This window comes from Rhizobium sp. NPDC092011 (genome assembly GCF_044756305.1).
Taxonomy (GTDB): Bacteria; Pseudomonadota; Alphaproteobacteria; order Rhizobiales; family Rhizobiaceae; genus Rhizobium.
In genome coordinates this window covers 1-25535 of sequence record NZ_JBIVSO010000015.1, presented here as the reverse complement: position 1 = coordinate 25535, position 25535 = coordinate 1, and the positions used below count along the sequence as shown (strand labels likewise).

Annotated in this window: 19 protein-coding genes and 2 pseudogenes; 16 read left to right on the top strand and 5 right to left on the bottom strand. The window is 57.0% G+C overall.

Annotation, left to right across the window (positions count from 1 at the left end; all coding sequences use genetic code 11):
* The first annotated feature begins 384 nt into the window (after positions 1-384).
* The 10 genes from ACIQJ2_RS32400 (at position 385) to ACIQJ2_RS32355 (ending at position 9652) form a co-directional block, all read left to right on the top strand.
* On the top strand, positions 385-1179 hold the full coding sequence (locus ACIQJ2_RS32400; RefSeq protein ID WP_400675377.1) for a DeoR/GlpR family DNA-binding transcription regulator: 795 nt from the start codon (positions 385-387) through the stop codon (positions 1177-1179).
* Between the two features lie 35 nt (positions 1180-1214).
* Positions 1215-2279 (top strand): ABC transporter ATP-binding protein, encoded by a 1065-nt coding sequence (locus ACIQJ2_RS32395; RefSeq protein WP_400675379.1) that lies wholly within the window; start codon positions 1215-1217, stop codon positions 2277-2279.
* A gap of 12 nt (positions 2280-2291) precedes the next feature.
* Positions 2292-3593: an ABC transporter substrate-binding protein gene (locus ACIQJ2_RS32390; RefSeq protein ID WP_400675381.1), complete on the top strand. Its 1302-nt coding sequence runs from the start codon at positions 2292-2294 to the stop codon at positions 3591-3593.
* 81 nt (positions 3594-3674) lie between these two features.
* Positions 3675-4550, top strand: a complete 876-nt coding sequence (locus tag ACIQJ2_RS32385; protein WP_400675383.1) for a carbohydrate ABC transporter permease — start codon at positions 3675-3677, stop codon at positions 4548-4550.
* Positions 4547-5368 carry a carbohydrate ABC transporter permease gene (locus ACIQJ2_RS32380; RefSeq protein ID WP_400675385.1) on the top strand — a complete coding sequence of 274 codons (822 nt, stop codon included), beginning with the start codon at positions 4547-4549 and terminating at the stop codon, positions 5366-5368. The genes ACIQJ2_RS32385 and ACIQJ2_RS32380 overlap by 4 nt, the downstream gene beginning before the upstream one ends.
* A gap of 36 nt (positions 5369-5404) precedes the next feature.
* Positions 5405-6190, top strand: coding sequence for a metallophosphoesterase (locus ACIQJ2_RS32375; RefSeq protein WP_400675386.1), 786 nt, complete (start codon positions 5405-5407; stop codon positions 6188-6190).
* 12 nt (positions 6191-6202) lie between these two features.
* On the top strand, positions 6203-6970 hold the full coding sequence (locus ACIQJ2_RS32370) for an inositol monophosphatase family protein (RefSeq protein WP_400675388.1): 768 nt from the start codon (positions 6203-6205) through the stop codon (positions 6968-6970).
* 88 nt (positions 6971-7058) lie between these two features.
* Positions 7059-8705, top strand: coding sequence for a Na/Pi cotransporter family protein (locus ACIQJ2_RS32365; protein WP_400675390.1), 1647 nt, complete (start codon positions 7059-7061; stop codon positions 8703-8705).
* A gap of 233 nt (positions 8706-8938) precedes the next feature.
* The gene (locus tag ACIQJ2_RS32360; RefSeq protein ID WP_400675391.1) at positions 8939-9460 is read left to right on the top strand and encodes an NUDIX hydrolase; all 522 of its coding nucleotides are present in this window, start codon (positions 8939-8941) and stop codon (positions 9458-9460) included.
* 9 nt (positions 9461-9469) lie between these two features.
* Positions 9470-9652, top strand: a complete 183-nt coding sequence (locus tag ACIQJ2_RS32355) for a hypothetical protein (RefSeq protein WP_400675393.1) — start codon at positions 9470-9472, stop codon at positions 9650-9652.
* Between the two features lie 572 nt (positions 9653-10224).
* On the opposite strand, the gene ACIQJ2_RS32350 is transcribed toward ACIQJ2_RS32355, so the two are convergent.
* The gene (locus tag ACIQJ2_RS32350) at positions 10225-11136 is read right to left on the bottom strand and encodes a LysR family transcriptional regulator (protein ID WP_400675395.1); all 912 of its coding nucleotides are present in this window, start codon (positions 11134-11136) and stop codon (positions 10225-10227) included.
* 102 nt (positions 11137-11238) lie between these two features.
* Here ACIQJ2_RS32350 and ilvD point away from each other — a divergent pair, with 102 nt between their 5' ends.
* From ilvD to ACIQJ2_RS32335, 3 genes are all read left to right on the top strand, one after another.
* Complete coding sequence (gene ilvD / locus ACIQJ2_RS32345; protein WP_400675397.1) at positions 11239-13110, top strand: dihydroxy-acid dehydratase; 1872 nt, start codon at positions 11239-11241, stop codon at positions 13108-13110.
* A gap of 121 nt (positions 13111-13231) precedes the next feature.
* Positions 13232-14188, top strand: coding sequence for a bile acid:sodium symporter family protein (locus tag ACIQJ2_RS32340; protein WP_400675399.1), 957 nt, complete (start codon positions 13232-13234; stop codon positions 14186-14188).
* 610 nt (positions 14189-14798) lie between these two features.
* Positions 14799-15857, top strand: a complete 1059-nt coding sequence (locus tag ACIQJ2_RS32335) for a GSU2403 family nucleotidyltransferase fold protein (RefSeq protein WP_400675412.1) — start codon at positions 14799-14801, stop codon at positions 15855-15857.
* A gap of 1076 nt (positions 15858-16933) precedes the next feature.
* Here ACIQJ2_RS32335 and ACIQJ2_RS32330 read toward each other — a convergent pair.
* From ACIQJ2_RS32330 to ACIQJ2_RS32320, 3 genes and pseudogenes are all read right to left on the bottom strand, one after another.
* A complete protein-coding gene (locus ACIQJ2_RS32330; RefSeq protein WP_400675400.1) occupies positions 16934-17536 on the bottom strand; it encodes a hypothetical protein in 603 nt (200 codons plus the stop codon).
* Between the two features lie 141 nt (positions 17537-17677).
* Positions 17678-18091 (bottom strand): SyrB-like regulator, encoded by a 414-nt coding sequence (locus ACIQJ2_RS32325; protein ID WP_400675402.1) that lies wholly within the window; start codon positions 18089-18091, stop codon positions 17678-17680.
* 160 nt (positions 18092-18251) lie between these two features.
* Positions 18252-19418, bottom strand: a pseudogene (locus ACIQJ2_RS32320) (IS3 family transposase).
* A gap of 1275 nt (positions 19419-20693) precedes the next feature.
* On the opposite strand from ACIQJ2_RS32320, the gene ACIQJ2_RS32315 reads away from it, so the two are divergent.
* Both ACIQJ2_RS32315 and ACIQJ2_RS32310 read left to right on the top strand, forming a co-directional pair.
* On the top strand, positions 20694-21887 hold the full coding sequence (locus ACIQJ2_RS32315; RefSeq protein WP_400675404.1) for an ImmA/IrrE family metallo-endopeptidase: 1194 nt from the start codon (positions 20694-20696) through the stop codon (positions 21885-21887).
* 9 nt (positions 21888-21896) lie between these two features.
* Positions 21897-22391: a DUF4411 family protein gene (locus ACIQJ2_RS32310; RefSeq protein WP_400675406.1), complete on the top strand. Its 495-nt coding sequence runs from the start codon at positions 21897-21899 to the stop codon at positions 22389-22391.
* A gap of 189 nt (positions 22392-22580) precedes the next feature.
* Here ACIQJ2_RS32310 and ACIQJ2_RS32305 read toward each other — a convergent pair whose 3' ends face one another.
* Complete coding sequence (locus ACIQJ2_RS32305) at positions 22581-24938, bottom strand: hypothetical protein (protein WP_400675408.1); 2358 nt, start codon at positions 24936-24938, stop codon at positions 22581-22583.
* 247 nt (positions 24939-25185) lie between these two features.
* Here ACIQJ2_RS32305 and ACIQJ2_RS32300 point away from each other — a divergent pair.
* Positions 25186-25440, top strand: a pseudogene (locus tag ACIQJ2_RS32300) (Fic/DOC family N-terminal domain-containing protein); the annotation flags it as partial.
* Positions 25441-25535: the final 95 nt, after the last annotated feature.

Below are 25535 nucleotides of genomic sequence, written 5' to 3'. Positions count from 1 at the left end.
ACCCAAGTATGATTTCCTTCCAGCGCGCCAATAGGTCGTCGGCGTTCGATAGTCTGAATGATCTGGAAACTTGGCGAGGTTCCTGCGTTGGTCACCGCGAGGGCTGTGCATTGGCAGCCAGTTTCCAAGGGCTGGATCTTAATTCTGAACTCCCCATCAGATCGCCGATCTGACAAGCCAGCCTCTCTCGGCCTCCCTCTCGTCTTGGGTTCCAAATGAAGTGAATTATGATCGAAAGCAATCATTTATGATTTCCCCCGGTCGTGACCGGGGTTTTATGCGTTAGAACTAACGCATTAGCTGTTAATTTTTCTTGACAAGATCGTAAAAGATCATAGAAAGATCGAAATCGATCATATCTTGAGGTTTGGAGGAGGCCTTCTGGTGAGTGAGATCTTGTCCGAAAACGAATTCAAATCCGCGGCCGTGCGCCAGGCTCGGCTGCTCGACCACTTGCGCGAGGAGGTTTTCGCCGACGCGCAGAAGCTGAAGGATGTGCTCGGCGTGTCGATTGCGACCGTCAGGCGTGACCTCAATGAGCTTGAGACGCGCGGGCTTTTGAAGCGCATGCACGGTGGTGCCGCCCTTATCAATCAAACGACGCGCGACTACACGACTCCGGTTCGCGAGTTGACCAATGCTGAGGAAAAGGCGCGGATTGGTGCGGCTGCGGCAGAGCTTGTCGTCGAGGGGGATGCCGTCCTGATCGACAGCGGTACGACCTCCCTTCAGGTTGCCAAGCGCCTTGCGGGGCGTCAGTCTCTGACCTTTGTCACCAATGGCACCGACACCTTGGCTCAGCTGGTTGCCGGCGGAGCTCGCAGCCTGCATTTCATCGGCGGAGAATATATCGATCTCAACCACTCGCTGGGCGGCCCCATGGCGGTTGATGCCGTACGCCGCTTCAGCGTGGACAAGGCAATTCTAAGTGTTACCGCCGTCGATCTTGAGAGGGGTCTGATCGCTACGCTTAATCCGCAGATTGGCGCAGTCCAGCAGGCAATGATCGAAGTGGCAAGGACCGTGATCGTCGTTGCCGATCATTCCAAGTTTCAACGTAGCGCGCTCTCGGTCATCGCTCCGCTGCGCGATGTCGATCACATCGTCACCGATGAGGAGACGCGCCCGCTTACGCGGTCGATGCCGGGTGATCTGCGTTCCAAGTTCATTTTTGTCTGACCCCCAGGTCAGCTTTGCCCGACGGGAGGGTCGTTTTGGTCGGAATATCTGTCAAGAACCTGGTGAAGCACTGGGGCGATTTCAAAGCCGTCGATAATGTCAGCTTTCAAACGGACAAGGCGGAGTTCGTCGCGCTCCTCGGTCCGTCCGGTTGTGGCAAGTCGACGACACTCAGGCTTATTGCTGGTCTTGATAGCGTGACGTCGGGAAGCATCTGCATCGATAATCGCGATATAACGGAATTGGCACCGGCAAAGCGCAATCTTTCGATGGTCTTCCAATCCTACGCGCTGTTCCCGCATCTCAACGTTGCCGAGAACATTCTTTTCGGCTTGTCCGTCCGCGGTGTGCCCAAGACAGAGCAGCAGGCACGCCTCAAACGAACGGTCGATCTTCTGGGTCTTGGACATCTCCTCGAGCGCAGGCCAAGCCAGATGTCCGGCGGTCAGCAGCAGCGGGTTGCGCTCGGACGCGCCCTGATATCCGAAACGCCGGTCTGCCTGCTCGATGAGCCGCTTTCCAATCTCGACGCCAAACTCAGAGCAGGCATGCGCAGCGAGATACGCGCTCTCCAGAAGAGGCTTGGCATTACGATGATCTACGTTACGCATGACCAGACCGAGGCCATGAGCATGGCCGATCGGGTCATTCTGCTCAACAAGGGGCAGGTCGAACATGCCGGCCCGCCTGCGGAGCTTTACGAAAAGCCGGCCTCGGTCTTTGTCGCCCAATTCATCGGCACTCCGCCCATGAATATTCTCGATATGGCGACCGCAGGAAATGGCTCCGTCATTGCCGGCGGATCAAGAAAATTGACGCAGGTGCCCCCGGAAACTTTGCGCTTCGGCATTCGGCCGGAGCATCTGCGGCTGGCGGAAAGGGGCGAGCCGGCGAAGGTGGTTTCCAGCGAGTATTTCGGGGCAGATACCATTTTTCTATGCCGCATTGGCAGCCAGACCTTACAGGTGAAGGTGCCGGGCAGACCCGGAATGAATGAGGGGGATGCCGTCAATCTCGATTGGGACGCGTCTGCCATGCACTTTTTCGACAAAACAAGCGGGCTCAGGCGTGAAGATGTCTCGCCTGCGAACGGTAATTAGTGGAGGACGCAAATGACACTTTTCAGCAAACGGACGACCCTGAAACTCGCCGCCGCCGGTCTTTCCTATCTCGCTCTCGGCGTGGGAATAGCATTGGCGCAAACAAGAATCGATTTCTATTATCCGGTGCAGGTTGGCGGCCCCGTCACCAAGATTATTGATGGCTATGTGCAGAAGTTCATGGCGGCAAATCCTGATATTGTCGTTGCCCCGATCTATGCAGGTAACTATAACGATACGACCACCAAGGCACTGACGGCGGCAAAGGCCGGGACGCCGCCTGCCGTTGCCGTTTTGCTCGCCACGGACGTCTTTACCCTGATAGACGAGGACGTTGTCGAACCCGTCGACGATTTCATCAAGACCGACGATGACAAAGCCTGGGTGAAGGGGTTCATGCCCGCCTTTATGAAGAGCGCCCAGACCGAGGATCATCTCTGGTCGATCCCGTTCCAGCGCTCCACCGCCGTTATGTATTACAACAAAAAGGCCTTCAAGGACGCGGGCCTCGATCCGGAAAAGTACCCAACCACCTGGGAAGAGATGGTGACCGCCGGCAAGGCGGTTACCACGAAGGATTCTTCCGGCCAGATCAGCCGCTGGGGTGTCGGCATCGCCGGCAATATCGGTTCCGCACAATGGCTCTTCGGCGCGTTGGTTGCCGAAAACGGTGCCAAGCTTGTCAATGACGAGGGGACTGAAACCTATCTGACGGACCCAAAAGTCGTTGAAGCCCTGCAATACTGGGTCGATCTGTCGAAGAAGGATGCCATCCATCCGCCCGGCATTTTCGAATGGGGCACGGCGCCCGCCGATTTCCTGGCAGGTCGCGTCGCCATGATCTGGCACACAACCGGCAATCTCGCCAACATCCGCAAGAATGCGACGTTTGACTTCGGCGTCGCCCCGTTCCCGGGACATCCGACGCCAGCCTCGGTTCTGGGCGGCGGCAATCTCTATCTTTTCAAGGATGCGTCCGATGATCAGAAGGCTGCCGCGTTCAAGTTCGTCAAATTCCTGACGTCGGACGAGATCCTCGCCGACTGGGCGGTCCAGACGGGCTATGTGGCTCCCAGAGATGGTTCCTGGGCAACCGACGTGATGAAGAAGTATGTTGCCGAGACGCCGCAAGCCCTCGTCGCGCTCAAGCAGATTCCAGCATCGGTCCCGGAGTTTTCCACCCATGAAAACGCGCGCACGACCAAGATTCTGAACGACGCGCTGGCTGCGGCCCTGACCGGCAGCAAGGCGCCTGCGGCAGCAATGGCTGACGCCCAGAAGGAAATTGACCTCATCCTCAAGCAATATCGCTGATCTGCTGTGACGGCACGTTGCCAGTTCCGCAGCGTGCTTTCCTCCTTCAGCGATGGAAAACTCCGGCCGACAGGATTAACGATGAACAAATCTCGCAATGTCCTTTTCGGGAGCTTGCTGCTGTTGCCGGCCGCGGTTCTCCTTTGGGTGTTCACATACCAGCCGATCGTGGCAACGATCTATCACAGCTTCTTCTCCACACCGAAAGGCAAGAGAGCAGCCGTCTTCGTCGGAACCGATCAGTACGCCCGCATGGTGGCTGATCCCGTTTTCTGGCAGGCTCTTGTCAACAACATCGTCTACGCCGCGGTGACGATTCCCGTTTCCATGGCGCTCGCGCTTGCCATGGCTCTCTTCGTCAACAGCCGGATAACCGGCCAGGGCTTTGTCCGCATGGCATACTTCACGCCGACGGTGCTCCCAATGGTCGCCGTCGCGAACATCTGGCTATTCTTCTACGCTCCGGGCTATGGGCCGATCGATCGCCTGCTCTCGATTGTTGGGCTCGGCCATAACAATTTGCTGGGTATGCCGAGCACGGCGCTTGGGGCATTGATCGTTATCACGATCTGGAAAGAAGCCGGATTCTTCATGATCTTTTATCTGGCCGCCTTACAGCAGATATCACCGACGCTCATCGAAGCGGCTCGACTGGAAGGTGCATCACCTGCGCAGATCTTTCGTCGTGTCACGGTACCCTTAATCATGCCAACGACGCTCTTCGTCCTCGTTAATGCGATGATAGGCGCCTTTCGGCTCGTCGATCATGTGATTGCCCTCACAAAAGGTGGCCCGGACAACGCAACGACGCTGCTCTTGTATTACATCTACGAAGTCGGATTCCAATATTGGGATACAGGCTATGCGGCTGCCCTTACCGCCTTCCTGCTTGCTCTTCTAGCAATCATTGCTCTTTTCCAGTTCGGCTATCTCGACAAGAAGGTTCACTATCGATGAGCAACGCGATATCTCTTCGCGCTTCCGGCGCAACGACTATCGGTGCCTGGCTTCTGGCACTGGTGTGGATATCGCCGATGCTATTTGCGCTCTGGGCTGCATTTCATCCGTCCACGGGCTCCAGCAATTTTGACCTGACCGCGCCCTTGACCCTGGACAATTTTCGCCAGGTGCTCTCCGCCGCGCCATTTCCCCGTTACTTCCTGAACACATTCATGCTGGTGACATTGATCCTGGTCAGCCAGATCGTTGTGTGCACCCTGGCGGCCTATGCATTCGTATGTTTTCCGTTCCGCGGATCCGGTGTTCTGTTCATGCTGGTGTTGGTTCAGTTGATGATCATGCCGGAAATCCTGTTGGTCGAAAATTATCGCACCCTTGCGAGCCTTGGTTTGCGCGATACGATCGTTGGCATGGGGATGCCCTATCTTGCCTCCGCATTCGGGATATTTTTGTTCCGTCAGACATTCAAGAGCGTCCCGAAGGAACTCGAAGAGGCCGCAAGGCTTGAAGGCGCGAACGCGTTGCAGGTTCTTTGGCGCGTCTTCGTGCCTCTCGCCAAGCCGACCTATGTCGCCTTCGGCCTCGTAACCGTCAGCTATCATTGGAACAATTTCCTTTGGCCGCTTGTGGTCACCAACTCGGTCGAGACCCGGCCGATTACCGTGGGATTGCAGGTCTTCGCAACCGTCGAGCAGGGTGTCGACTGGAGTCGCGTAACGGCAGCGACACTGCTTTCCGTCGCGCCGCTTCTCGTCGCCTTCATCATTTTCCAAAGGCAGTTTGTCCAGAGCTTCATGCGGGCGGGCATCCGCTAGTCACATCCGGCAATCCCGCAGAAAGGAACGTACGTTATGTTGATAGCGCATATCTCCGATTTCCACGTCTTTGCTGAGAGACCTGAGACCCGGCAGGTTCGGCTTGACATTGCAGTGGTCGCGCGCCGGGTCGTCGAGGATCTGGCGAGTTTTGCGCCTGCCCTTGATGCTATTGCTTTCACGGGGGATTTGACGGATGGCGGCTCGCTCGAGGACTATGCCCTGTTGAAGGAGATACTCTCGCCGCTGCGCATCCCGGTCCTGATGGTTCCGGGTAATCACGACAAGCGCCGGGCATTTCGCGCAGCCTTTGCAGACAGGCTCCCTTTCGAAGATGGCGCTTTCCTCAACTATGAGAGCCGGATCGGAGATTTGAGGGTGCTTGCGCTCGACACGCTGATCGAGGGCCGGGGCGAGGGGGCTCTCGCGCCGGAAAGCCTGAACTGGCTCGCCGGAAAGCTCGCTCATGCCACGTCGGACCCGACAATGATCCTGCTGCATCACCCGCCATTCCCATCCGGCATGGCATCGCTCGACGGCGCTTCGCTGGGTGAGGGGCGCGATGAACTGGCCGCAATGCTGCTTGCCCACAAGAACCCGTTGATCGTTCTGGCCGGCCATATTCATCGGCCGTATCAGGCGATCTGGAGCGGCGCCTATTGCGCCGTCGGTGGGAGCCCGGCCTTCCAGGTGGCGCTCGATCTGGAGGCGGATCGCCATGAGCCCGACTGCATATCCCAACCCTACGCTTACTACGTCTATCGCATCGGCCAAGACGGGGAGTTCACGGTTCACTCCCGCTTTGTCCCTCTTGATCGCTAAAGGAATGAAAAATTGAATAACGAATATGAGCGCGTAAAGGTCATTGCCATTGAAGCGGGTGAAATCGCCATGCGGCACTTCAGTGGCCTATCCACGCTTGATGTGGAGGCCAAGGGACCCCTTGATCTCGTCACGGCCGCCGACCGCGACGTGGAACGTTTCATTTGTGAGCGGTTGGCTGCGGAATTTCCTGAGGATGGCATATTCGGCGAGGAAGGTAGTGCGGTCGCAGGCCGCTCGGGGCGAGTATGGGTTATCGATCCCATAGACGGGACCTTCAATTTCGTGCGCGGTAGCGATGGTTGGGGCATATCGATCGGCTTGGTCGACGGCAACGTTCCCAAGTTCGGTGTCGTCAATACACCGGCAAGGGGTGAGCTATTTGCCGGAGGGGAAGGACATCCGCCGTCACTGAATGGCGAAGCCCTGCCCCGCCTGCGCCCGTTCAATCCAAGCTGCGCCGCCGTGGGTGTGGGGATTCATCCGAAGGTCCCAAACGCGAAGGGACTGAAACTGATCGATCAGATCGTTGTGGACCTGAACCTCGCTTTCCGGGTCACCGGTTCGTCGGTCATATCTCTGATCGATATCGCGAAGGGGTCCGTTGACGGTTACATCGGTCGGGGAATTCCGAGCTGGGACATTCTCGGCATGCTCCCTTGCCTTCATGGACTCGGCATTGAGACCACGATCAACTGGCAGGAAGAGGGGCTCGCTACGGAGCTCGATTTCGTCTGCGGCACCCCTGAGATCATAGATATGGTGCAAGCGCTGGATTGATCGGACCGCAGTTCACCCCTGTTCGTCGATGACAAGGTCTTCTGTCTGCTTCCCTTCCGGGGCAAGACAGCGAGATCGAGGAAAAAAGATGGCCTCCACGATCGTCATGATCAATCTGTTTGGCGCGATTGCCTTGCTGCTATTCGGGCTTGCCCAGGTCAAGGAAGGAACATCGCGCGCCTTCGGAGCAAGATTGCGAACCGGTCTTGCAACCGGTACTCGCAACGGGTCGCGTTCTTTCGCCTCGGGTTTTGTCGCGACGATCGCCCTGCAGAGCTCGACGGCCACCGCGCTGATGACGTCGTCCTTTGTAGAGCGTCAACTGATCGAGCCGCGTATGGCCCAGATCGTATTGCTGGGCGCCAATGTGGGAACCGCGGTCACCGCATGGATCGTCGCAGCAGGGATCGACTGGCTGTCGCCACTGGTAATTCTCGTCGGTATCGTGCTTTACAAGGGGGGCTCGACCAGTCGGCAGGGTGGCGGTCTCGGCCTGATCGGTATTGGTCTGATGTTGCTTTCGCTACATCTTCTTGGCAATGCGACGGAGCCGATGCGACAGTCGCCGGCTCTCGCCGCTTTCATTGGTCTGCTTGACAACGCTTGGCCGGTTGCTCTCCTGCTGAGTGCTGTCGTTGCCTTCATCTCATCCTCGAGCCTGGCCGCGGTCGTCCTGATCCTGTCGCTGACCTCGACCGGCATCCTCTCCACGGGGCTGATTGTCGTGTTGGTGCTTGGTGCCAATCTGGGCGGGGCCATTCCACCCGTGATCGCATCGTTGCGTGCCGCCCCGTCGGCGAAGCGTGTCACTTTGGGTAATCTGATCGTGCGTGCGGTCGGGTGTGCCATTGCTCTTCCACTTGCCGGATGGAGTGGCGGACTGCTGGCGACGTTGCCGCTTGGACCGATGCGGTTGCCGGTCGATGCCCATCTGGGATTCAACCTCATCCTGGCATGTCTCGCATCGCCATTCTCACGAGCGCTGTCCAAGCTCATGTTACGCCTGGTTCCGGACGAGCCCGAGGCCGACAAGGGTCCAAAGTATCTTGACCAACGCGAGCTTTCGACACCGGTTGTCGCGCTTGCGAGCGCCACGCGTGAAACGCTTGGCGTCGGAGATCTCATCGAACGAATGCTCATGCGCGTTTCCGATGCCTTTGAACGGAACGACATGGCCAAGATCGCGGAGATCGTCGGACTGGAGCAGGAGGTCGACAATCTTCAGCGGGAAATCAAGGTCTATCTGTCAAAACTCAGCCGGCAGGGCCTGACGCAAGACAATGCAAATCGTTCGATCGCCATTATCGACTATGCCATCAATCTCGAGCATATCGGCGACATTGTCGAAAAGGGCCTCATGCCTCAGGTTGCCAAAAAGGTCAGCCAGGGCCTGAAGTTTTCCGACGATGGGTATGAAGAGCTCACAAAGCTGTTCCATCTGACGATCGATAATCTGCGAATGGCACAGACGATCTTTGTCACGCGCGATTTCATTCTCGCGAAACAGATGATGGAGGTGAAAGTCGAGGTCCGACGCATGGAAAAACAGTCATCGGGCCGGCATCTCGAGCGGCTGCGTGACGGGCGCGTCGAAAGTCTGCAGACGAGTTCGCTCCATCTCGACATTCTGCGCGACCTTAAGCGTATCAACGCCCATATTGTCTCCGTCGCTCATCCAATCCTCGACGAGAGCGGCCTGCTGGTGGAGAGCCGGCTGCGGCCGGAGCTGGAGTAGGCGTTTTTCTCGCGGGTCCCCGCGTGTTTGATAAATGAGGCTGGCATCTCGGCTGGGCTGACGTCGAAATTGGACGTTGGCTTGGGGTGCAGTGTGCTCAAGCCACTTCGAGGCGGCGGAGCCCAGGCTGCATTCGCCGGTATCGCGCCTTTTGAGGGTATGATTGGCGCGGCATTACGCAAATTCGCAACGATGGTTGAGGCCGCGACAAGAATCTGAAAGTCTTGAATACAATGAAGTCGAAAAAAGATGCCGGCAAGTCTGTATCACCAAAGCCAGCGCACTTGCTGCAGCAACTCGCGCGCGCGCCGGAACAATTGTTCGCCGAGGCGTTCCGCAACCAGTACGGCGCAGTTTGCTTTCGTTACATCGATGGCGGTGGCGAGCTCGAAATACTGGTAGTCACATCGCGCGACAGCGGACGCTGGATCCTGCCCAAGGGGTGGCCGATGAAGGGCAAGGAACCCTACGAAACTGCCGAGATCGAGGCCCGGCAAGAGGCTGGAGCTTGCGGAAAGGTCTGGAGAACGCCAATCGGCCGATATACCTATCTGAAGGATCTCGACGATGGCAGGGTCGTCCCGTGCGTGGTGGAAATGTTTCAGCTTGAAGTGAACGAGGTCAAGACCAACTTCAAGGAACGCGGACAGCGCCGGGTGGAGTGGGTTAGTCCCGACGAGGCGGCCCGGCGTGTGCGCGAGATCGAGCTCAAGTCGCTGCTTGTCAATTTCAAACCTCGCAGAGATGGCGAGTGAGGCGGCGTCTTGGCAAGTGGCCCTGATTGGGAGTCTATCGATTGCGAAGCTCTCATCCGCGCCGACTATGAGAGATGCCATCCCGGCGACACCCTAGATTTTCTCAAGCATCGGGCAAAGTTTCTGGTCGAAGACAAGGGCTTGCTGCTCCAATGGATGGAGGTTGCCGCCCGTAAGGCAAGCGAGCTGTAGTCCGAGATCATTGAAGAGATCGTCGTTTTGGTGAAAGGTTAGTCTTTACGTGCCCCAGATTTGACGCGACTTGCTGACGAACCTGAAGAATTTCGGGTGTCAGCTGGCGAAGTGCTGGGGTCGACCTGCCAATATGCAACAAGAAAGGGAATCGAAGGATTGCTGGTTCGGCTTACTTACCTCGGCGCGAATCGCATTTTTGTAGGTATGCGCGATGGGCGTTCCGAAGACACATTCCACTCACCTTACACGTAAGTACCAGGAAGCGGCAGAACAAGTGAGTTTTGCGCAACATATTGTTGATGAGTAGTCAATGGAGCAGGCCGGCCCAGATAGTGTAGTCCATCTGGACAGACCTGACGAAAAGGGGAACAGGTTTCCGCCTGATGTTTTGCGACCGCGCTCTGTAACGCCGCCATGTCCCTCTCTTCGGGCAAAGCCACGCTGATGGGTTACCCGGGGCTAAAAAAAGTTTCGATTCCGGAGGCCTGCTGGTCTCGATCCCATTCCGAATAGGCGCACCGGATGCGCCGCGCTGCCGGAAAACATGGGTCTTAAACCCAGTGCGGATACTAGTCGGATCCAAATAATTGCGTGACCACGCGAAGGAAATTGCGCAGTGTCGGCGTCTCATCGTCCCGGCGCCAGACTATTCCGGTTTCAAGTTGCGGTGGATCCTTCTCCAAGTCGAGATAGCGAACGCCTGGCCGCGCAAGATTTCGGAGTGACTCCGGTACAAGAGCGATGCCCATGCCAGCCGAAACGAGACTGATGATGGTCTGCATCTGAATCGCATGTTGGGCGATGCGGACCGAGCCGCCACAGGCGGCGTAGTACCCCGTGACCAGATCGTAGAAGGATGGAGCAGCTCTGCGGGGAAAGACAACAAGCGGCGACGAAATCACGGCGTCAGCACAAAGCCGTCCATCGAGGGGAAGAATACGTGCTTCCCTGATCCAGCTCTCCGGCACCGCCGCAATCAGCGGTTCGCAAACGAGAGTGCGATAGCAGAGGCCGGCAGGAAGCGGTGCTTCGCGGTGCGGAATGATGATTCCCGCATGGCCCTTGCCGTCCTGCAATGCGGCGATCTGTATATCGCTCGTTGCCTCCGTCAGGGCGAGTTCCACGTCCGGATAAAGTTCACGGAAGCGCTGAACCACATCGGGAAGCAGCCCATAATCGGCGGTACTGACAAAAGAAAAGTCAAACCGGCCCGCATCGCCCATACGGATGCGTCTGGCTATGCCCGCAAGCATGTCGACACCGGCAAGCGCCTCCTGCACATGCGGCAGCCATTGTGTGCCGAACGGCGTCATTGCAACGCTGCGCTTGCTGCGGGCAAAGAGCGGCGCACCTAGATCCTCCTCAAGTGCGCGGATCGACTGGCTGAGCGGCGGCTGCGTCATGCCGAGCCGTGCCGCAGCCTTTCCAAAATGCAGCGTTTCCGCCACGGCGGCGAAATGCCGGAGTTGACGAATATCCATTTTCTCATATCTCTAGCGACCTAATGGCGGTTCAATAATATATTTTACGAAAATCTTCCAGCGACATAGTCTTCGCCGAATTGACATTCGGGAGGAAAGCCTATGCCGCCTTACAGGTCGAGAACCAGCACGCATGGCCGAAATATGGCCGGCGCCAGAAGTCTGTGGCGCGCCACCGGCATGCAGGATTCCGATTTCGGAAAACCGATCATCGCCATTGCCAACAGTTTCACGCAGTTCGTGCCGGGGCACATTCACCTGAAGGATCTCGGGCAGCTCGTCGCCGGGCAGGTGGAAGCTGCCGGCGGGGTGGCAAAAGAATTCAACACGATAGCTGTCGACGACGGTATCGCAATGGGCCATGGAGGCATGCTCTATTCGCTGCCCTCGCGTGACCTGATCGCCGATAGCGTCGAATACATGGTCAACGCGCATTGCGCCGATGCGCTCGTCTGCATTTCGAATTGCGACAAGATCACGCCTGGAATGCTGATGGCGGCGATGCGGCTCAATATTCCGACCGTTTTTGTTTCCGGCGGTCCAATGGAAGCCGGAAAGGCCGTCGTGAAAGGGCGCAAGCGGGCATTCGATCTGATCGATGCGATGGTCGTTGCAGCCGATGAGAGCTATAGCGACGAGGAGGTGGCGATAGTCGAACGGGCGGCATGTCCGACTTGCGGATCCTGCTCCGGCATGTTCACCGCAAATTCGATGAACTGTCTGACCGAGGCGCTCGGCCTGGCGCTACCCGGCAATGGCACTATCGTCGCCACCCACGCGGATCGCGAGCGCCTTTTCCGGCGCTCGGGAGAACTCGTCGTCAATCTGGCCAGGCGTTACTACGAGAGCGGCGACGACAGCGCCTTGCCGCGCGGTATTGCGACACGCGCGGCCTTCGAGAACGCAATGAGCCTCGACATCGCCATGGGTGGGTCCACCAACACCGTGCTGCATTTGTTGGCGGCCGCGCGCGAGGGCAATATCGATTTCACCATGGCCGACATAGACCGCCTGTCGCGTCGCGTGCCGGTATTATGCAAGGTCGCGCCTGCGGTAAGCGACGTGCATGTCGAGGATGTGCACCGCGCCGGCGGCATCATGGCCATCATGGGTGAACTCGATCGGGCAGGATTGATCGATACTTCGCTGCCCACCGTCCATGCCCCCACCCTCGACGACGCGCTGGCGCGATGGGACATCATGGAGACACGCGACGAGAAGGTCCTCACGCTGTTTCGCGCCGCTCCGGGCAACGTTCCATCGCAAACGGCGTTCAGCCAGTCGGTGCGATGGGAGGATCTGGACACCGATCGCAAACAAGGCGTCATCCGCTCGATAGAGCACCCTTTCAGCCGAGATGGCGGGCTGGCTGTGCTCTTTGGCAATCTCGCTCCAGAGGGCTGTATCGTGAAGACCGCCAGTGTCGATGCGTCGATTTTGGTCTTTGAAGGACGAGCGGTCGTGTTTGAAAGCCAGGAAGAAGCCGTCTCCGGGATACTGGGAAACAAGGTTGTCGCGGGCGACGTCGTGATCGTGCGCTATGAAGGCCCCAGAGGTGGCCCGGGCATGCAGGAAATGCTTTACCCGACCAGCTATCTCAAATCAAAGGGGCTGGCCAAGTCATGCGCCCTGCTGACCGATGGGCGTTTTTCCGGCGGCAGTTCCGGCCTCTCGATCGGGCATGTTTCCCCGGAAGCAGCAGAGGGTGGTCTGATAGCGCTCGTGGAAACCGGCGATGTGATCAAGATCGATATTCCGGGCCGGTCCATTCATCTCGACGTGGCGCAGGACATACTGGAGGCGCGCCGCATGGCCATGAATGCGCGTGGCGCAGCGGCCTGGTCGCCCATCTGTCGCGAGCGCACGGTCTCTTCCGCATTGCAGGCCTATGCGGCCCTGACATCCAATGCGGCGCATGGGGCAGTCCGAGATCTCAGCCGCCTTGGCGTTCCTTTCTCGCAGAAAGGCGCATGAATTCACTGAAAGTGTTGTGGACCCGCGGACGCCCTGGGCGCGAACGCTTCCCTTGCGTTCATGTGCCTGATTGCGAGGCCATGGGGACTATTGGCATCTATCCACCTCTGAGGAGATCATCGTGAAAGCGCTCGCATCATTCTCGGCCTTCGTCGGCAAGACGTTCGCCCTATGGGTCATCTTGTTTGCCGTTCTCGGTTTCCTTTTGCCCGACGTCTTCAAGCAGGTCGCGCCTTACATCGTCATCCTGCTTGGTATCATCATGTTTGGCATGGGATTGACGATCTCCCTCGACGATTTCAGGGAGCTCGGCAGGCGGCCCGTTGAAGTCGCCATTGGCGTTGTCGCCCATTTCGTCATCATGCCGGCTTTGGCGCTCCTGCTGACACGCATCATTCCCATGCCGCCGGAAGTCGCAGCCGGCGTCATCCTCGTCGGCTGCTGCCCCGGTGGCACGTCCAGCAATGTCATGACCTATCTTGCCAAGGGTGACGTGGCGCTCAGCGTTGCCTGCACCAGCGTCACGACACTCGCGGCCCCGATCGTCACCCCCTTCCTCGTCTGGATGTTTGCCAGCCAGTATCTGCCGGTCAACGCGTGGGCCATGTTCGTCGGTATCCTGCAGGTCATCATCCTGCCGCTGGCTCTCGGCTTCCTGGCGCAGAAGCTTCTGCCTCGCCTGGTCCGGACAGCCACTCCGATACTCCCTCTCGTCAGCGTTGTTGGCATCGTGCTGATCGTTGCGGCGGTCGTCGGCGTCAGCAAAGGCGCGATCGCCCAGTCCGGCCTGCTCATCTTTGCAGTCGTCGTCCTGCACAACGGTCTCGGCTATCTCCTCGGCTTCTTTGCCGCCAAGGCTTTCGGCCTCAACCTCTACAAGCGCAAGGCGCTGGCGATCGAGGTCGGGATGCAGAACAGCGGATTGGGAGCGGCGCTTGCCACGGCCTATTTTTCGCCGCTCGCGGCCGTGCCCAGCGCAATTTTCAGCGTCTGGCACAACATTTCAGGCGCATTGATCGCCAACTATTTTTCCGGACGTGAGGAAATTGCCGAAGAAGGGCTAATCATTGGGGAGTAACAAAAGGCCGATTGCGAAAACACGGTACTCCGTCGCATCGGCCGCATCAAAGCTTGTGAAGATTCAAGGGGTTGGCACCGATCATCATCATCATCATCATCATCATCATCATCAGCCATGCCAAAATGGCGGCGGTCAGGCATCTGATGCAATCCGCAAAGGTCTGGCCCCCTCAACATGGTCAATCGCAACCGAGATACTAGAACGGTAACTATTTCTTGTGCTCTTCATCGGACGTAAACCGAACATGCAGCTGCCGCAAGTGGAGGGGATATCGGACTTGAGGATACTACACGGCTCTGTCGGAAACAACGCCAGCTTAGCTCTCCGCGGAAATCAACAGCCGGGTACAACAGCTTCGATTCTTCACAACAGGGCGCTATGAAAGTCTAATTGCCCTAGGTCGCCGGTTCTGATCCCCTCAAGAGCGGGGCTTCCCGACAGCGATGCTATACTATATTCACGAAAATAATATAATTAGGATCAGCGTCGCTATTGACTGGTATTGGAGGAGTGGAGGCGCGGCAGGGCCCACTGGGTAAAAGCAGCCAAGCTTGCTTAAAGGTTGTAGCTATACTAGATTTGCAAAAACGATATAAAGGCCGCCTCGATTAAGCAGATTGATCTCATGTTCCGCACCATGGTCGCGGAGCTCCAGCAACGGGCATTTGATGATGATTGGGCGGAAGACTTCCCCCCATCGGGTAGATTCGTGCCGGTGGCAGTCGATGGTCGGCGTTATTGGTATTTCGACCAACCCGATGGTGAGGGTGGGCAGAAGCGCCGGTACGTCGGGCCTGCCGACGATCCCTTGATTTCGGAACGGGTCGAAACCTTCAAGGGTGAGAAGTCAGACTTTAAGGCTCGCCGCAAGTTCGTTTCCACGCTAACGCGCGAGGCCGGTTTGATTGCCGCTGATCGCTTTACCGGGGATATTGTACAGGTGCTTGCCAAGGCCGGTCTGTTCCGGTTGCGTGGTGTTCTGATCGGCACGGTCGCTTTTCAATGCTACTCGGCATATCTTGGCATCCGTCTGCCTTCGGCGGCGATCCTAACAGGTGATGCAGACTTAGCCCAGGATTTCGCGATTTCCGCCGAGGTGGCGGATTCGCTGCCGCCGATCCTCGATCTCCTAAAAGGGCTTGATCCGACGTTCCGCGCAGTGCCGCATATCAGCGGTAGCTCTCGATCTCATGCCTTTCGGAATCAAAGCGGTTACAGGGTCGAGTTCATGACGACAAACAGGGGAGCCGAAGAATATTCCAACAAACCCGCCAACATGCCCGCTCTCGGCGGCGCGTCAGCCGAACCGCTAAGATTCATGGATTTCTTGATCCGCGATCCCGTTCGTTCGATCTTGCTACATGGTGCCGGTATCTCAGTTGTCATCCCTGATCCTTGCAGGTACGCGGTGCACAAGCTTATCATTGCCGGTCGCCGCCAAAACGACGCCGGCGGCCAAGCCAAACGGGATAAAGACCTTAGACAGGCAGGAATACTATTCGACGCCCTGCCGGTCACGGGCCATGGGCCTTCACTGGCTGACGCTCTGGAGGAGGCATGGGATCGTGGGCCTGCTTGGAAGCTGGCGATCTCGGAAGCGGCCGAAACCATGCACAAGGAGTATTGGGACGCTATCAATCGAATGGTTGGCACTCTCAAGCGATAAAGGTGGGCTCTATGACAACGCTCATTCGCATCAGGTTGCGCTGAGCCTAAGCCTTGTCTGATTCAGCTCTCTGTGCCGCTTCGAAGACCTGCTTCAAAATCTTGGCGGCCAATGCTGCCTTGTCCTGCGGAAGAAAGCGACCATAGTGCTGTTGCACGATATCAGGCGCACTTACGCGTGAGAAGCGTGCAGGTCGCCAGTTCGAATCCCATCACATCATTACCGATCCGAGTTTGTTGGCTGTGGGTTGTAGTCTTCAAAAAGTGAGGTTGCAGCCAAGCGCGGGACGACTGCTTTACACCCTCTTGCACGAACCCGCTCCGCGGGAGGGCCTGCGCGGTGAGGTCGGTGTGATCATCTGAGGCGCCAGGCAGGCTGCTGGTGTTGTCAGACCATTGTATTCCATTCAACAGGAGGAACGTTCAACGCCAGTTTTCAATAGGATGTCCCGGTGACACCGCTTCGCCAGCGCATGCGGGAAGACATGATAGTGCAAGGTCTGGGATCTCACACGCGGCAGGCCCTAATCACTGCGCTGATTCACACGGCGCCGTAGCGCGTGCGATATATTTGGTAGCCGGGGCAGGGATTCGAACCCCGCGTCACAGCTCGAAGGCTGGAAGCAACCTCGGATTTCCGAGGGTAGGAGAGCGCCACACTCCGATTACGCTCACGCCCGACTGCTCGTTACAACGTTTCACCTACTGCGATTGTTCCTAGAAATTTGGATAACGTCCCTGACCCCGGCCGGCCAAGGGCAGGGCCACCGGCATCTTCAACGCCGACACTCCGTTTGCCAAGCTTCGCCTCGCGGATCAAGTGATCACCAGTACCGACGTCATCGTTGCAAGCTACCAGCCTGCATAGGATCGACCATCCGCTTCGGCTGGGAACTGCCCTCATGATTTTTAGGGGGGCGACGACCGCTGTGAATCGGCGCGGTGATTAGAGGCAGATTGGCGTCAACAGGCATTGATATTTCAAACATGAGCGGGGTCATTCGGCGACGCCGATTCACAGATCACGAGGCTCCGCCATCGGCGGAGCCTTACCTCGATCGGAATAGCGGCGCGCGATTAGCTCGCCTCGAACCTCGCGAGCATCTTGCGCAATTGCGCATTCTGCTCGGTAAGCTTCTTTGCAAGCTGACGTCTCAACGCAGAGATTTCCGCATCGAGGTCGGCCATTTCATCCGTGAGGGGTCTCGGGCCTGCTGCGACGGCAGGAGCTTCCTCTAACGCTGTTCCGATCGAAGCCGTCGACTGCGCTATCGCCTCAACCCTCTTTCGGCGTACTGGCGCTGGCTTCCCCAGTGTTTCCGCAGCTTTGGCTGCAGCGGAAGTAGGTGAGGTTTGCTCGGCCCGCTGCGTGGTGGCGAGGGTTGCGGTCTCCTCGCTACTGACTGCGGCGGCAGAGGCTTCCGCTGCAACTGGCACCGCCGCTCCGGCTTCAGTCCGGTCGGTTTCAGGTTCGGGTCGGCTGGCTTCGACTTGCGCCTCGGAGTCAGGCGCTGCGGAGCGGTCGATTGCCGTCGCACCGAAACCAGGTTGTTCCTCTTCGGGGATGGTCTTGTATTCTAGAACAATTGTCTTCGGTTCGACCGTAGGGCTGTTGCCATGAGTATGTGGTTTCGATTTACGCGACACCAGGTCGGCCACAAATCTCCATGGTGTTTTCATGACATGGAACCTTCAAAGTATAGCGGCGGGACATTGCCGCGGTCATTTATTGTCACCCAGGTCGCATTGATCCCGACCAATCGGACGAAAGATCGGCGGCGCCATCGCATGGAAATACATGACGCCGCTCCAAGCCAGAAATCACACCTTGCCGAGCCGCTCGCGCAGATCCGCATTTTCTGCGCGTAGCTTTTCGGAGAGCTCTTTACGAAGCTGCTTGTTCTCTTCCTCAAGCTTGATGAGATCGGCGATATCATCAATGACGTTAGCAGTGGTAGAGACCGGAGCGGAACCAGCAGCTTGAACCCGGCGTGCGCGAGTGACGGCCACCTTCGGTGCGACAACCGACTTTTCGGCCTTCACCGGAACCGCTTTGGAGCCACCCTTTGCGCGCGTCTTCTTCGCCGGCTTTTCAGCAGGTGCGACGGCAGCATCGACGTTGCTGGCTTCGGCGGCAGCTTTCGGCGTGCGCGTCTTGCGTGTCTTCTTCTCGGCGGGTGCTGCAGTTGACGCCTCGGTCGTCGCAGTAGTCTCAATCGTAGGTTCGTCGGCCATCAGTGTTCTCCTCTGTTAGGCCGCCAAGCATTTGATTCGTCGTTACTTAAAGTCAATCCAGGGAGAGGCGATTTTGCGTGCAATCGATGTTTGACGAGGTGCCATGTGGGAATTCCTTTTCATTGTCTGAATAGTCCCGAGTTCCGTAGACACCCTCGGGTTAGATTTTCTGCTGCTTCTCGAACTCTACGGGCGACAGCATCCCGTTCCCGACGTGTTTGCGTTTCGGGTTGTAGAACATTTCGATGTAGTCGAACACGTCCTGGCGAGCTTCATCGCGTGAACGATAGACCCTGCGACGTATCCGCTCTCGCTTCAGAAGATTGAAGAAGCTCTCGGCCACCGCATTGTCGTGGCAGTTGCCGCGTCGGCTCATCGAGTGAACCAGATTGTGGTGCTTCAGGAACGAGGCCCAGTCCATGCTGGTGAACTGTGAGCCCTGATCCGAGTGGATCAGCACCTTTTCCTTCGGCTTGCGTCGCCAAACAGCCATAAGCAGGGCCTGCGATACGACGTCCGTGGTTTGACGGCTCTGCATCGCCCAGCCGATGACACGGCGGGAATAGAGGTCGATGACGACCGCAAGGTGAGCGAAGCCCTCGCAAGTTCGGATGTAGGTGATGTCCGTGACCCAGGCCTTGTCCGGGGCCGCAACGTCAAATTGCCGGTCGAGCGTATTATCGACGACGACAGACGGTCTGCCACCATAGATGCCGGGGCGGCGCTTATAACCGATCTGTGCCTTGATCCCGGCGAGACGGGTCAGACGCGCAACCCGGTTCGGGCAGCACATCTCTCCCTGATCGAGAAGGTCGTCGTGCAGCTTGCGCCTCTCGGCAATTGCCTTGCAATTGCCTGCTGGCCAAAGGGATAACCGTAGACCTTGCCGCTTTCTTCCCACGCCTTCAGGAGCAGATCGATCTGTCGCTTGTCCTCATTGGCTCGCCTGCTCAGCGGGTTCTTCAGCCAGGTGTAAAATCCACTGGGATGAACCCGCAGGAGGCGGCACATCGTCCGCACCGAAAACTACAAGCGATGCAGAGCAATGAACGCGTACTTCACTTTGCATCCTTGGCGAAATACGCGGCCGCTTTTTTAGGATATCTCGCTCCTCGGTGACGCGAGCCAGTTCCTTCTTCAGCCGCCTGATCTCCTCGGCCTCATCGTTGTCCTTGGCGTTAGACGCCGCAAACTTCTTCTTCCATTCATACAGGGAATGCTGGCTCACGCCGAGGTGCTGAGAAACCTCCGCAACCGGATAGCCTCGCTCCGTGATCTGACGCACGGCGTCGCGCCTAAAATCTTCGCTGAAATTCGATTTGCTCATGATGCTCTTCTTGCCTCAAAATTAGGAAAGAAGGCGTCTACAAATCTAGGGGCTATTCAGCTAGCATTTGGGTCGCGTCTATCACGCGGAGGGTGGGTAGGCCGAGAATGGTCCTCTGATTGGAGGCAAAGAGTGGGAAATTAGGCATCGGTTTATTGCTGGCCACAGGCAATCGACCTAGATTGACTTGACGACTTATCGCCGGACAAATCGTTCAAGTGCAACTAGAGCACGGTCGCCGCAACTGGCTGGAGCTCCAATGGGTGGCGGCGCTCAGAGGACCTGCCATGCGCCAGCGATTTTCTGTCGGGCGACATTCGTGTCCTTCGTACGTGTTCTATGAATCAAGGATACTCGCTGTCGTAGTCAAGTCGCATCACTGTTTCGTGGAGCTTCTCTGAAAGATCGTACTTCATTGAATGTACGAATACGGTATTATGATGTAAAAATTAGCGCTGGTGGTAAAATGAACTCTAGAGTTAGTATTATATTCTGCATATTATTCCTGATTTGTGGAATGTTTTATTTTTCTGAAGATTTCTTTATAAATTATATTGGCGATATTTATGCGAAATACGTATTCAGAATTCTATTGTTGCCATTCATTGTTTCAATAATACTTGGGCCTATGAGCGCCTCTATTACTGCTTCTGTCAAAAGAAGAATGGGAGATAAGGACGATATCGCTTTTTTTAAGGCGAACCTCCTGATTTGGCCAATGGTTTGGCGCGAGGTTAGAGAGGAGATTGATCGTGGTTAGCATTGGAAGAAGTAACCCGAGTCCAAATGCAGTTAGCTTGAACGAAGTAGGATTTTATGGCCAGGGACCGGATGGATACGGATGGTCTATCGGATACAACGCAAAAAACGGATTCACTGCCGGCTATTTTTCGCAAAGAGCGGATAAATTTGGGGTTGCAGCTTCCAATTCTATTTCATGGAGCGCCAAAACTGAAGGGCCAAGCCTAAGCAGAGGCATAGGTATCGGTGTGACTTCGGGCACCCAGGGCACGGTCGTGAGAAGCGCAAGACCGGCTGTCTCCAACAAAATCATATGGATACATCATTTCAATGATGCCGAGACTACGGGTCTTAGGTCCGTGTCCTTTCAAGGCAATCGAGCCGCTAGAGGCCAGCCGTGGCACGAGCGGAATGCGCGAGATTGCTGTTCGGCGGTGTATTTCATAGATGTGCCCCACTCCACGACTATATCTTTCGTAATGATTGCATGATCAAATCAAACGAAGTATCGGCCTGTCCGAACAGAGGTGAAAGGTGCCAAAGGTCAATCCATCGATCCTGCGTTGGGCGCGCGAGACCGCGGGGTTCAGTGTAGAAGATGCTGCCGAAAAGCTCGGTATCGGCGATGCACGCGGTGTTGCGGGCATCGATCGCCTTGCCATGCTTGAAGACGGCCAGGTTGAGCCGACCCGTCCACAGTTGATCAAGATGTCCACACAATACCGGCGCCCGCTGCTCACCTTCTATCTTGCCGAGCCGCCGGTAACCGCGGCGCGCGGCGAGGATTTCCGGACCCTTCCCGATGAATATGCGCAGCGCGATGCAGCGCTTGTAGATACGCTGTTGCGCGAAGTTCGCGCTCGTCAGGAAATGGTGCGTTCATTGCTCGAGAGCGAGGAAGAGGCCGAACCACTCGATTTCGTGGCATCTTATGACATTCGCCGTGGAGCGGAAGAACTGGCCACGGTGATCAGCGAGCGTCTGGGTTTCAGCCTCCAGTCTTTCCGATCCGGTAATGGTCGAGGCACGCCCAAAGGGTTTGCCCATCTGCGCGAACGCGCAGAGGCCGCAGGGATTTTCGTGCTTTTGATCGGAAATCTGGGAAGTCACCACAGCGCTCTCAATGTTGAGTTGTTCAGGGGGGTCGCCCTTTCCGACAAGGTCGCGCCCTTCGTTGTGATCAACGACCAGGACAGCGAGCAGGCTTGGTCGTTCACTTTGCTGCACGAACTTGCCCATATCTGGCTCGGCCAGACAGGTGTGAGCGGCGGCCGGCCGACATCGGATATCGAAACCTTCTGCAACGATGTGGCGGGGCGTATTCTGCTGCCTTCGGCCGAGATCGCCGGCGAGGTCGCGTTGCGCGGAGCGCGCCAGGACGTGGTGATTGCGCGTATCGGCGAAATCGCGGAGCTACGCCAGATCAGCCATTCGATGGTTGCCTATAAGCTCTATCGCGAAGGGATCATCGACCACGCCATATGGTCGTCAGTGACGGCTGTCTTCCGGCAGCAGTGGCTGAACAATAAGGCAGCTCAAAGAGCACGCGCGCGTGAAAACGAAGGTGGGCCGAGCTACTATCTCGTTCGTCGCCACAGGCTTGGCAATCGCCTTCTGAGCCTTTCGAAACGGATGCTTACAGACGGAGCCCTGTCGCCTTCCAAGGCGGCGGCGATCCTCGGCGTGAAGCCGAACAACGTCTTCTCGCTGACCGACGGCGTGGCTTAAGGGGGCGGCGTGCATCTTCTCGACGCAAATGTCCTCATTACGGCGCATAATCTTTACTACCCGATCCAGCGCGTGCCCGAATTTTGGGACTGGCTCGTTCATATGGGCGAGACCGGCGCGCTGAAAATCCCGGTCGAAATCCTCGACGAGGTCACCGAAGGTTCGGAACTGGCGCAATGGTTGAATGAGGGGGACAATTGTGACGCCCTCAAGCTAAATCAGGATGTCGATCCGGCTCTCATTCAGATCGTCATCGAAAAATATGCGCCCGATCTCAACGACGCCGAGATTATCGAAGTCGGCCGCGATCCATTCTTGATTGCCCATGCCCTGGCACATCGCGCCGACCGGATCGTCGTGACGGTCGAGGCGTCTAAGCCGAGTACCAAACGGGCAAATCGCAGGATACCGGATGTCTGCAACGATCTCGAAGTGCGCTGGTGCAGCAGCTTCCAAATGCTGACGGATTTGAATTTCAGGACCGGCTGGCGCTCGCAGCTCTGATCGCAAATAAGAGGAGATGTTCGGCCATTCGCGGTAATTGTCCGATCTCCAAGTAATTGGCGTGGATTCAGCCAGTTGACCATCTGAGAGATGGTGGCCGTAAGTTCGATTCCGCTCAAGAGCGAGACGGAGGTGTTCCGCTCGGATGCGATATTCTTTTCACACCCGAGCCGGGCGGTTCAGCCGACCCTATGCCGTTTCCCAAACTTGGTTGAGAATCTTGGCGGCTAGAGCAGCCTTGTCCTGCGGGAGGAAGCGACCATAGTGCTGTTGCACCACATCGGGCGTATCCTGGATTGCATAGCTCGCTTGTTCGTAGGAACCGGTCTCTTTCAGAATATGTGTCGCAAGGATGTCTCGAAGATTATGCGGTCCGTGGGGTAACAGGCCCTTGATGGCACCGCGCCCGGTATATGGATTGTAGATCCCGTACCTTTGGATAACGGTCCTCCAAGCCTCATAGAAGGTAGTGGAGTTGTAAGCTGCATCGATGCTGGTGGTCTTCACCGTTTTGACGAAGAGCGTACCAGGATCTTTGGCGCCGCGAAGCAGCACGCCACGATGCTTATCGATATAGGCCTCGAGATATTTGTAGAGGTTGAGCAGATTCGGGAGGATCAGCCGAAACGGCTTCTGGCCGAAAAAAGATGAGCCAGAGTTTTTGAATGCGACAGACGGAATAAGGACCTCCCATCCCTGTTCGCGATCGCTCCAGCGCATTTCGCCGCATTTAAGATCTGCGAGCCGGCGTTCTGATGTGGGAAAATGCCCGCGCGGGCAGACACGTAGTTGGCGAAGGTTCTTCTGCCGGAGCCCGAGATGCAGGCCAAGGCGTAGCAGCAAAAAGGAGCGAACAGCCTCCGCCGCCTGTCGTGGATACCGATCCTCGTCCGGCATGCATTTTAGAATCTCGTCGGTGATCTTGCGATATTCCGCCAGCGGGCTCTCCGCTTCAAGGACGCACATAATTGGCTCGAACGGGTCGCGATGGACACGCATGACTCGCTGGATTTCCTTGGATCGGTTGGCGGCATGTCGGTGAAACGCATCGCATGCGCCGTGCCAGTCGCGTGCGGCGAAATTGATCTCTTCTTGCTCAATCAAGCCTTCAATGGGCCTGACATTTCTCAGCAATTCCGGATGCTGACGGATCCAGCCAACATCGGCGCGGGTAAGGGCTTGTGCCACCATGAGCATATCTTCCTCCCATTTGGTGTAGAAGCCCCTTCGTTGCTCTCGCCACTGTAGATACCAGTCCCAGACACCAGGGAAGACGAGAAGACCAAAGCTCAATTGGCCGGGTTGTACGCCACGGCCCTTCACCGCACCGTTCGGCGACGCGGCTAGCGCTCCGAACATCAAACCGAGGTGTTCGATCTTTTGTGACGCAGTCTCCTCACCCCAAACACCGTTGCGCTGAAAACCGATAGCCGTCAGCGTCGATGTTTTGAAACGGATAAGATCGGCCATCTCCATAGCAAGGCGAGGCGGCGCATCGATTACGCCAGAGAGCAGGTCGGGATCGTCGCACTCCTCGGTTGAGCTCTGGTTGGCGCCAGTCGCCGACGCCAAAGATCGCGGTGAAAGCGAACCGCCGCCATAGGTGAGGCCTGGAAATCGGATGGCGTAACGCTGCTTGCTGGCTGCGGCCTGATAGCGGCGGTACTCGGTGGAACCGGAAATGATCACCCGACGAACCCAATCGAGGATCTCCTCCCTCTTCGTGAAAGGCAAGCTGCTGAAATCATCTGGCAGATGCAAAGAAATCCGCCGCCGCTCAGCCGAGCCAATATCGCCGAGATCATGACCATAAAGCGAGCGCGCCTGATTTGGCAGCTTCTCTTTGAAGTATCCGTCTGGCAAGCGGTAGCGCCTTTCAATACGGCGCAGGATGTCGAAGCTCACAACTGAACGCGGCACCCGCTCCCCTTGGATCCAGGATAGCAGTGTCTTGTTGTCGAAGGTCTCATTGAGACGAATGACGGCGCGGTAAAGCTGGCAATAGCTGTCACCGAACCGGCGCATGTGGTAGACCAGTGCATCCTGAAGACTCGCCGGATCCTCGGTCGCCTCGAATAACGGTTCCGGAAACGGGCTGATCGGCTTCGGTGTAGGTCCGCGCGGAGCGGAAGCAGGCTGAGCAAGGGAACCGTCGGTCGCAGCGCGCCTCGGTTTTCTGGCGGGGGGTGCGGTAGCTACCTTTTTGACCGATCCCATCTTGCTCGCTCGGGCAGGCGTCTTTGGTTGTCGCGCATCTTCAGCGGCGGGTGGAGCGCCGAGCCATCGGATGATAGCGTCTATCCCTGGCCGCAGTTGCTTTTTCAGTTCTGCCGTCAACTCGGCTTCGATCCCGCAGGCTTGTCCAATCGCCAGCCAATCGATGTGACCATTCAGGATTGGCGGCGACTTTCTGTAGATGATCAGGCTGACAAGATAAGGGCGGATATTCTCCAGCACTCGCTTTGATGCGATCGGAGCGATGCGCACCTCGCAGAACTCCGATAGTTTTCGCTGGAAATGACGTGATGAAAGATCTTGTTTGGCCATACTCATTCCGTTTCTCTCGGCGCCAATGCCGAGGGCAAGCGGAAATAGGGGCGCAGCTTTAAGAAAGCATGTATCGGAGTGGGCACGTTGAATGCTGGCAAACCCATTAAATATAAAGCAGTTTGCTCTGTATCCGCGCCTGGGAGATCGACGGTAGCCTCGTTAATTAAGCTTGCTTATCTAAGCTGGACGCTTATTTAAATAAAACGTCTCTTGCTTAAATAACGGCCGAGATGGACATTAGGGCATGTCCGATTCCAATCCACGCCTCGGTCGCTTCGTCGATACAATAGTCGCCAGCGAAACAGTCCGGGCGTTCGTGCCTCCGCCATTGCCGCCCGAGCCGACAATCGACGTGCTTTCCCTACTAGAGCGTCTCAGTCTGGCAGAGCGTGCGCTCGGGCGTCTGGATGGTATCACAATGCTGCTCCCGCGACAGGAGCTGTTCCTTTATATGTATGTAAGAAAAGAAGCCGTTCTTTCCTCGCAGATTGAAGGCACACTATAGCGCGGCAATCAGGATGAGACGCTTGCGACAATCTGGATGAGATTCTTAGGTCGCGGTCGGGATCAAGTTATCATGCTGATTGCCGCTGA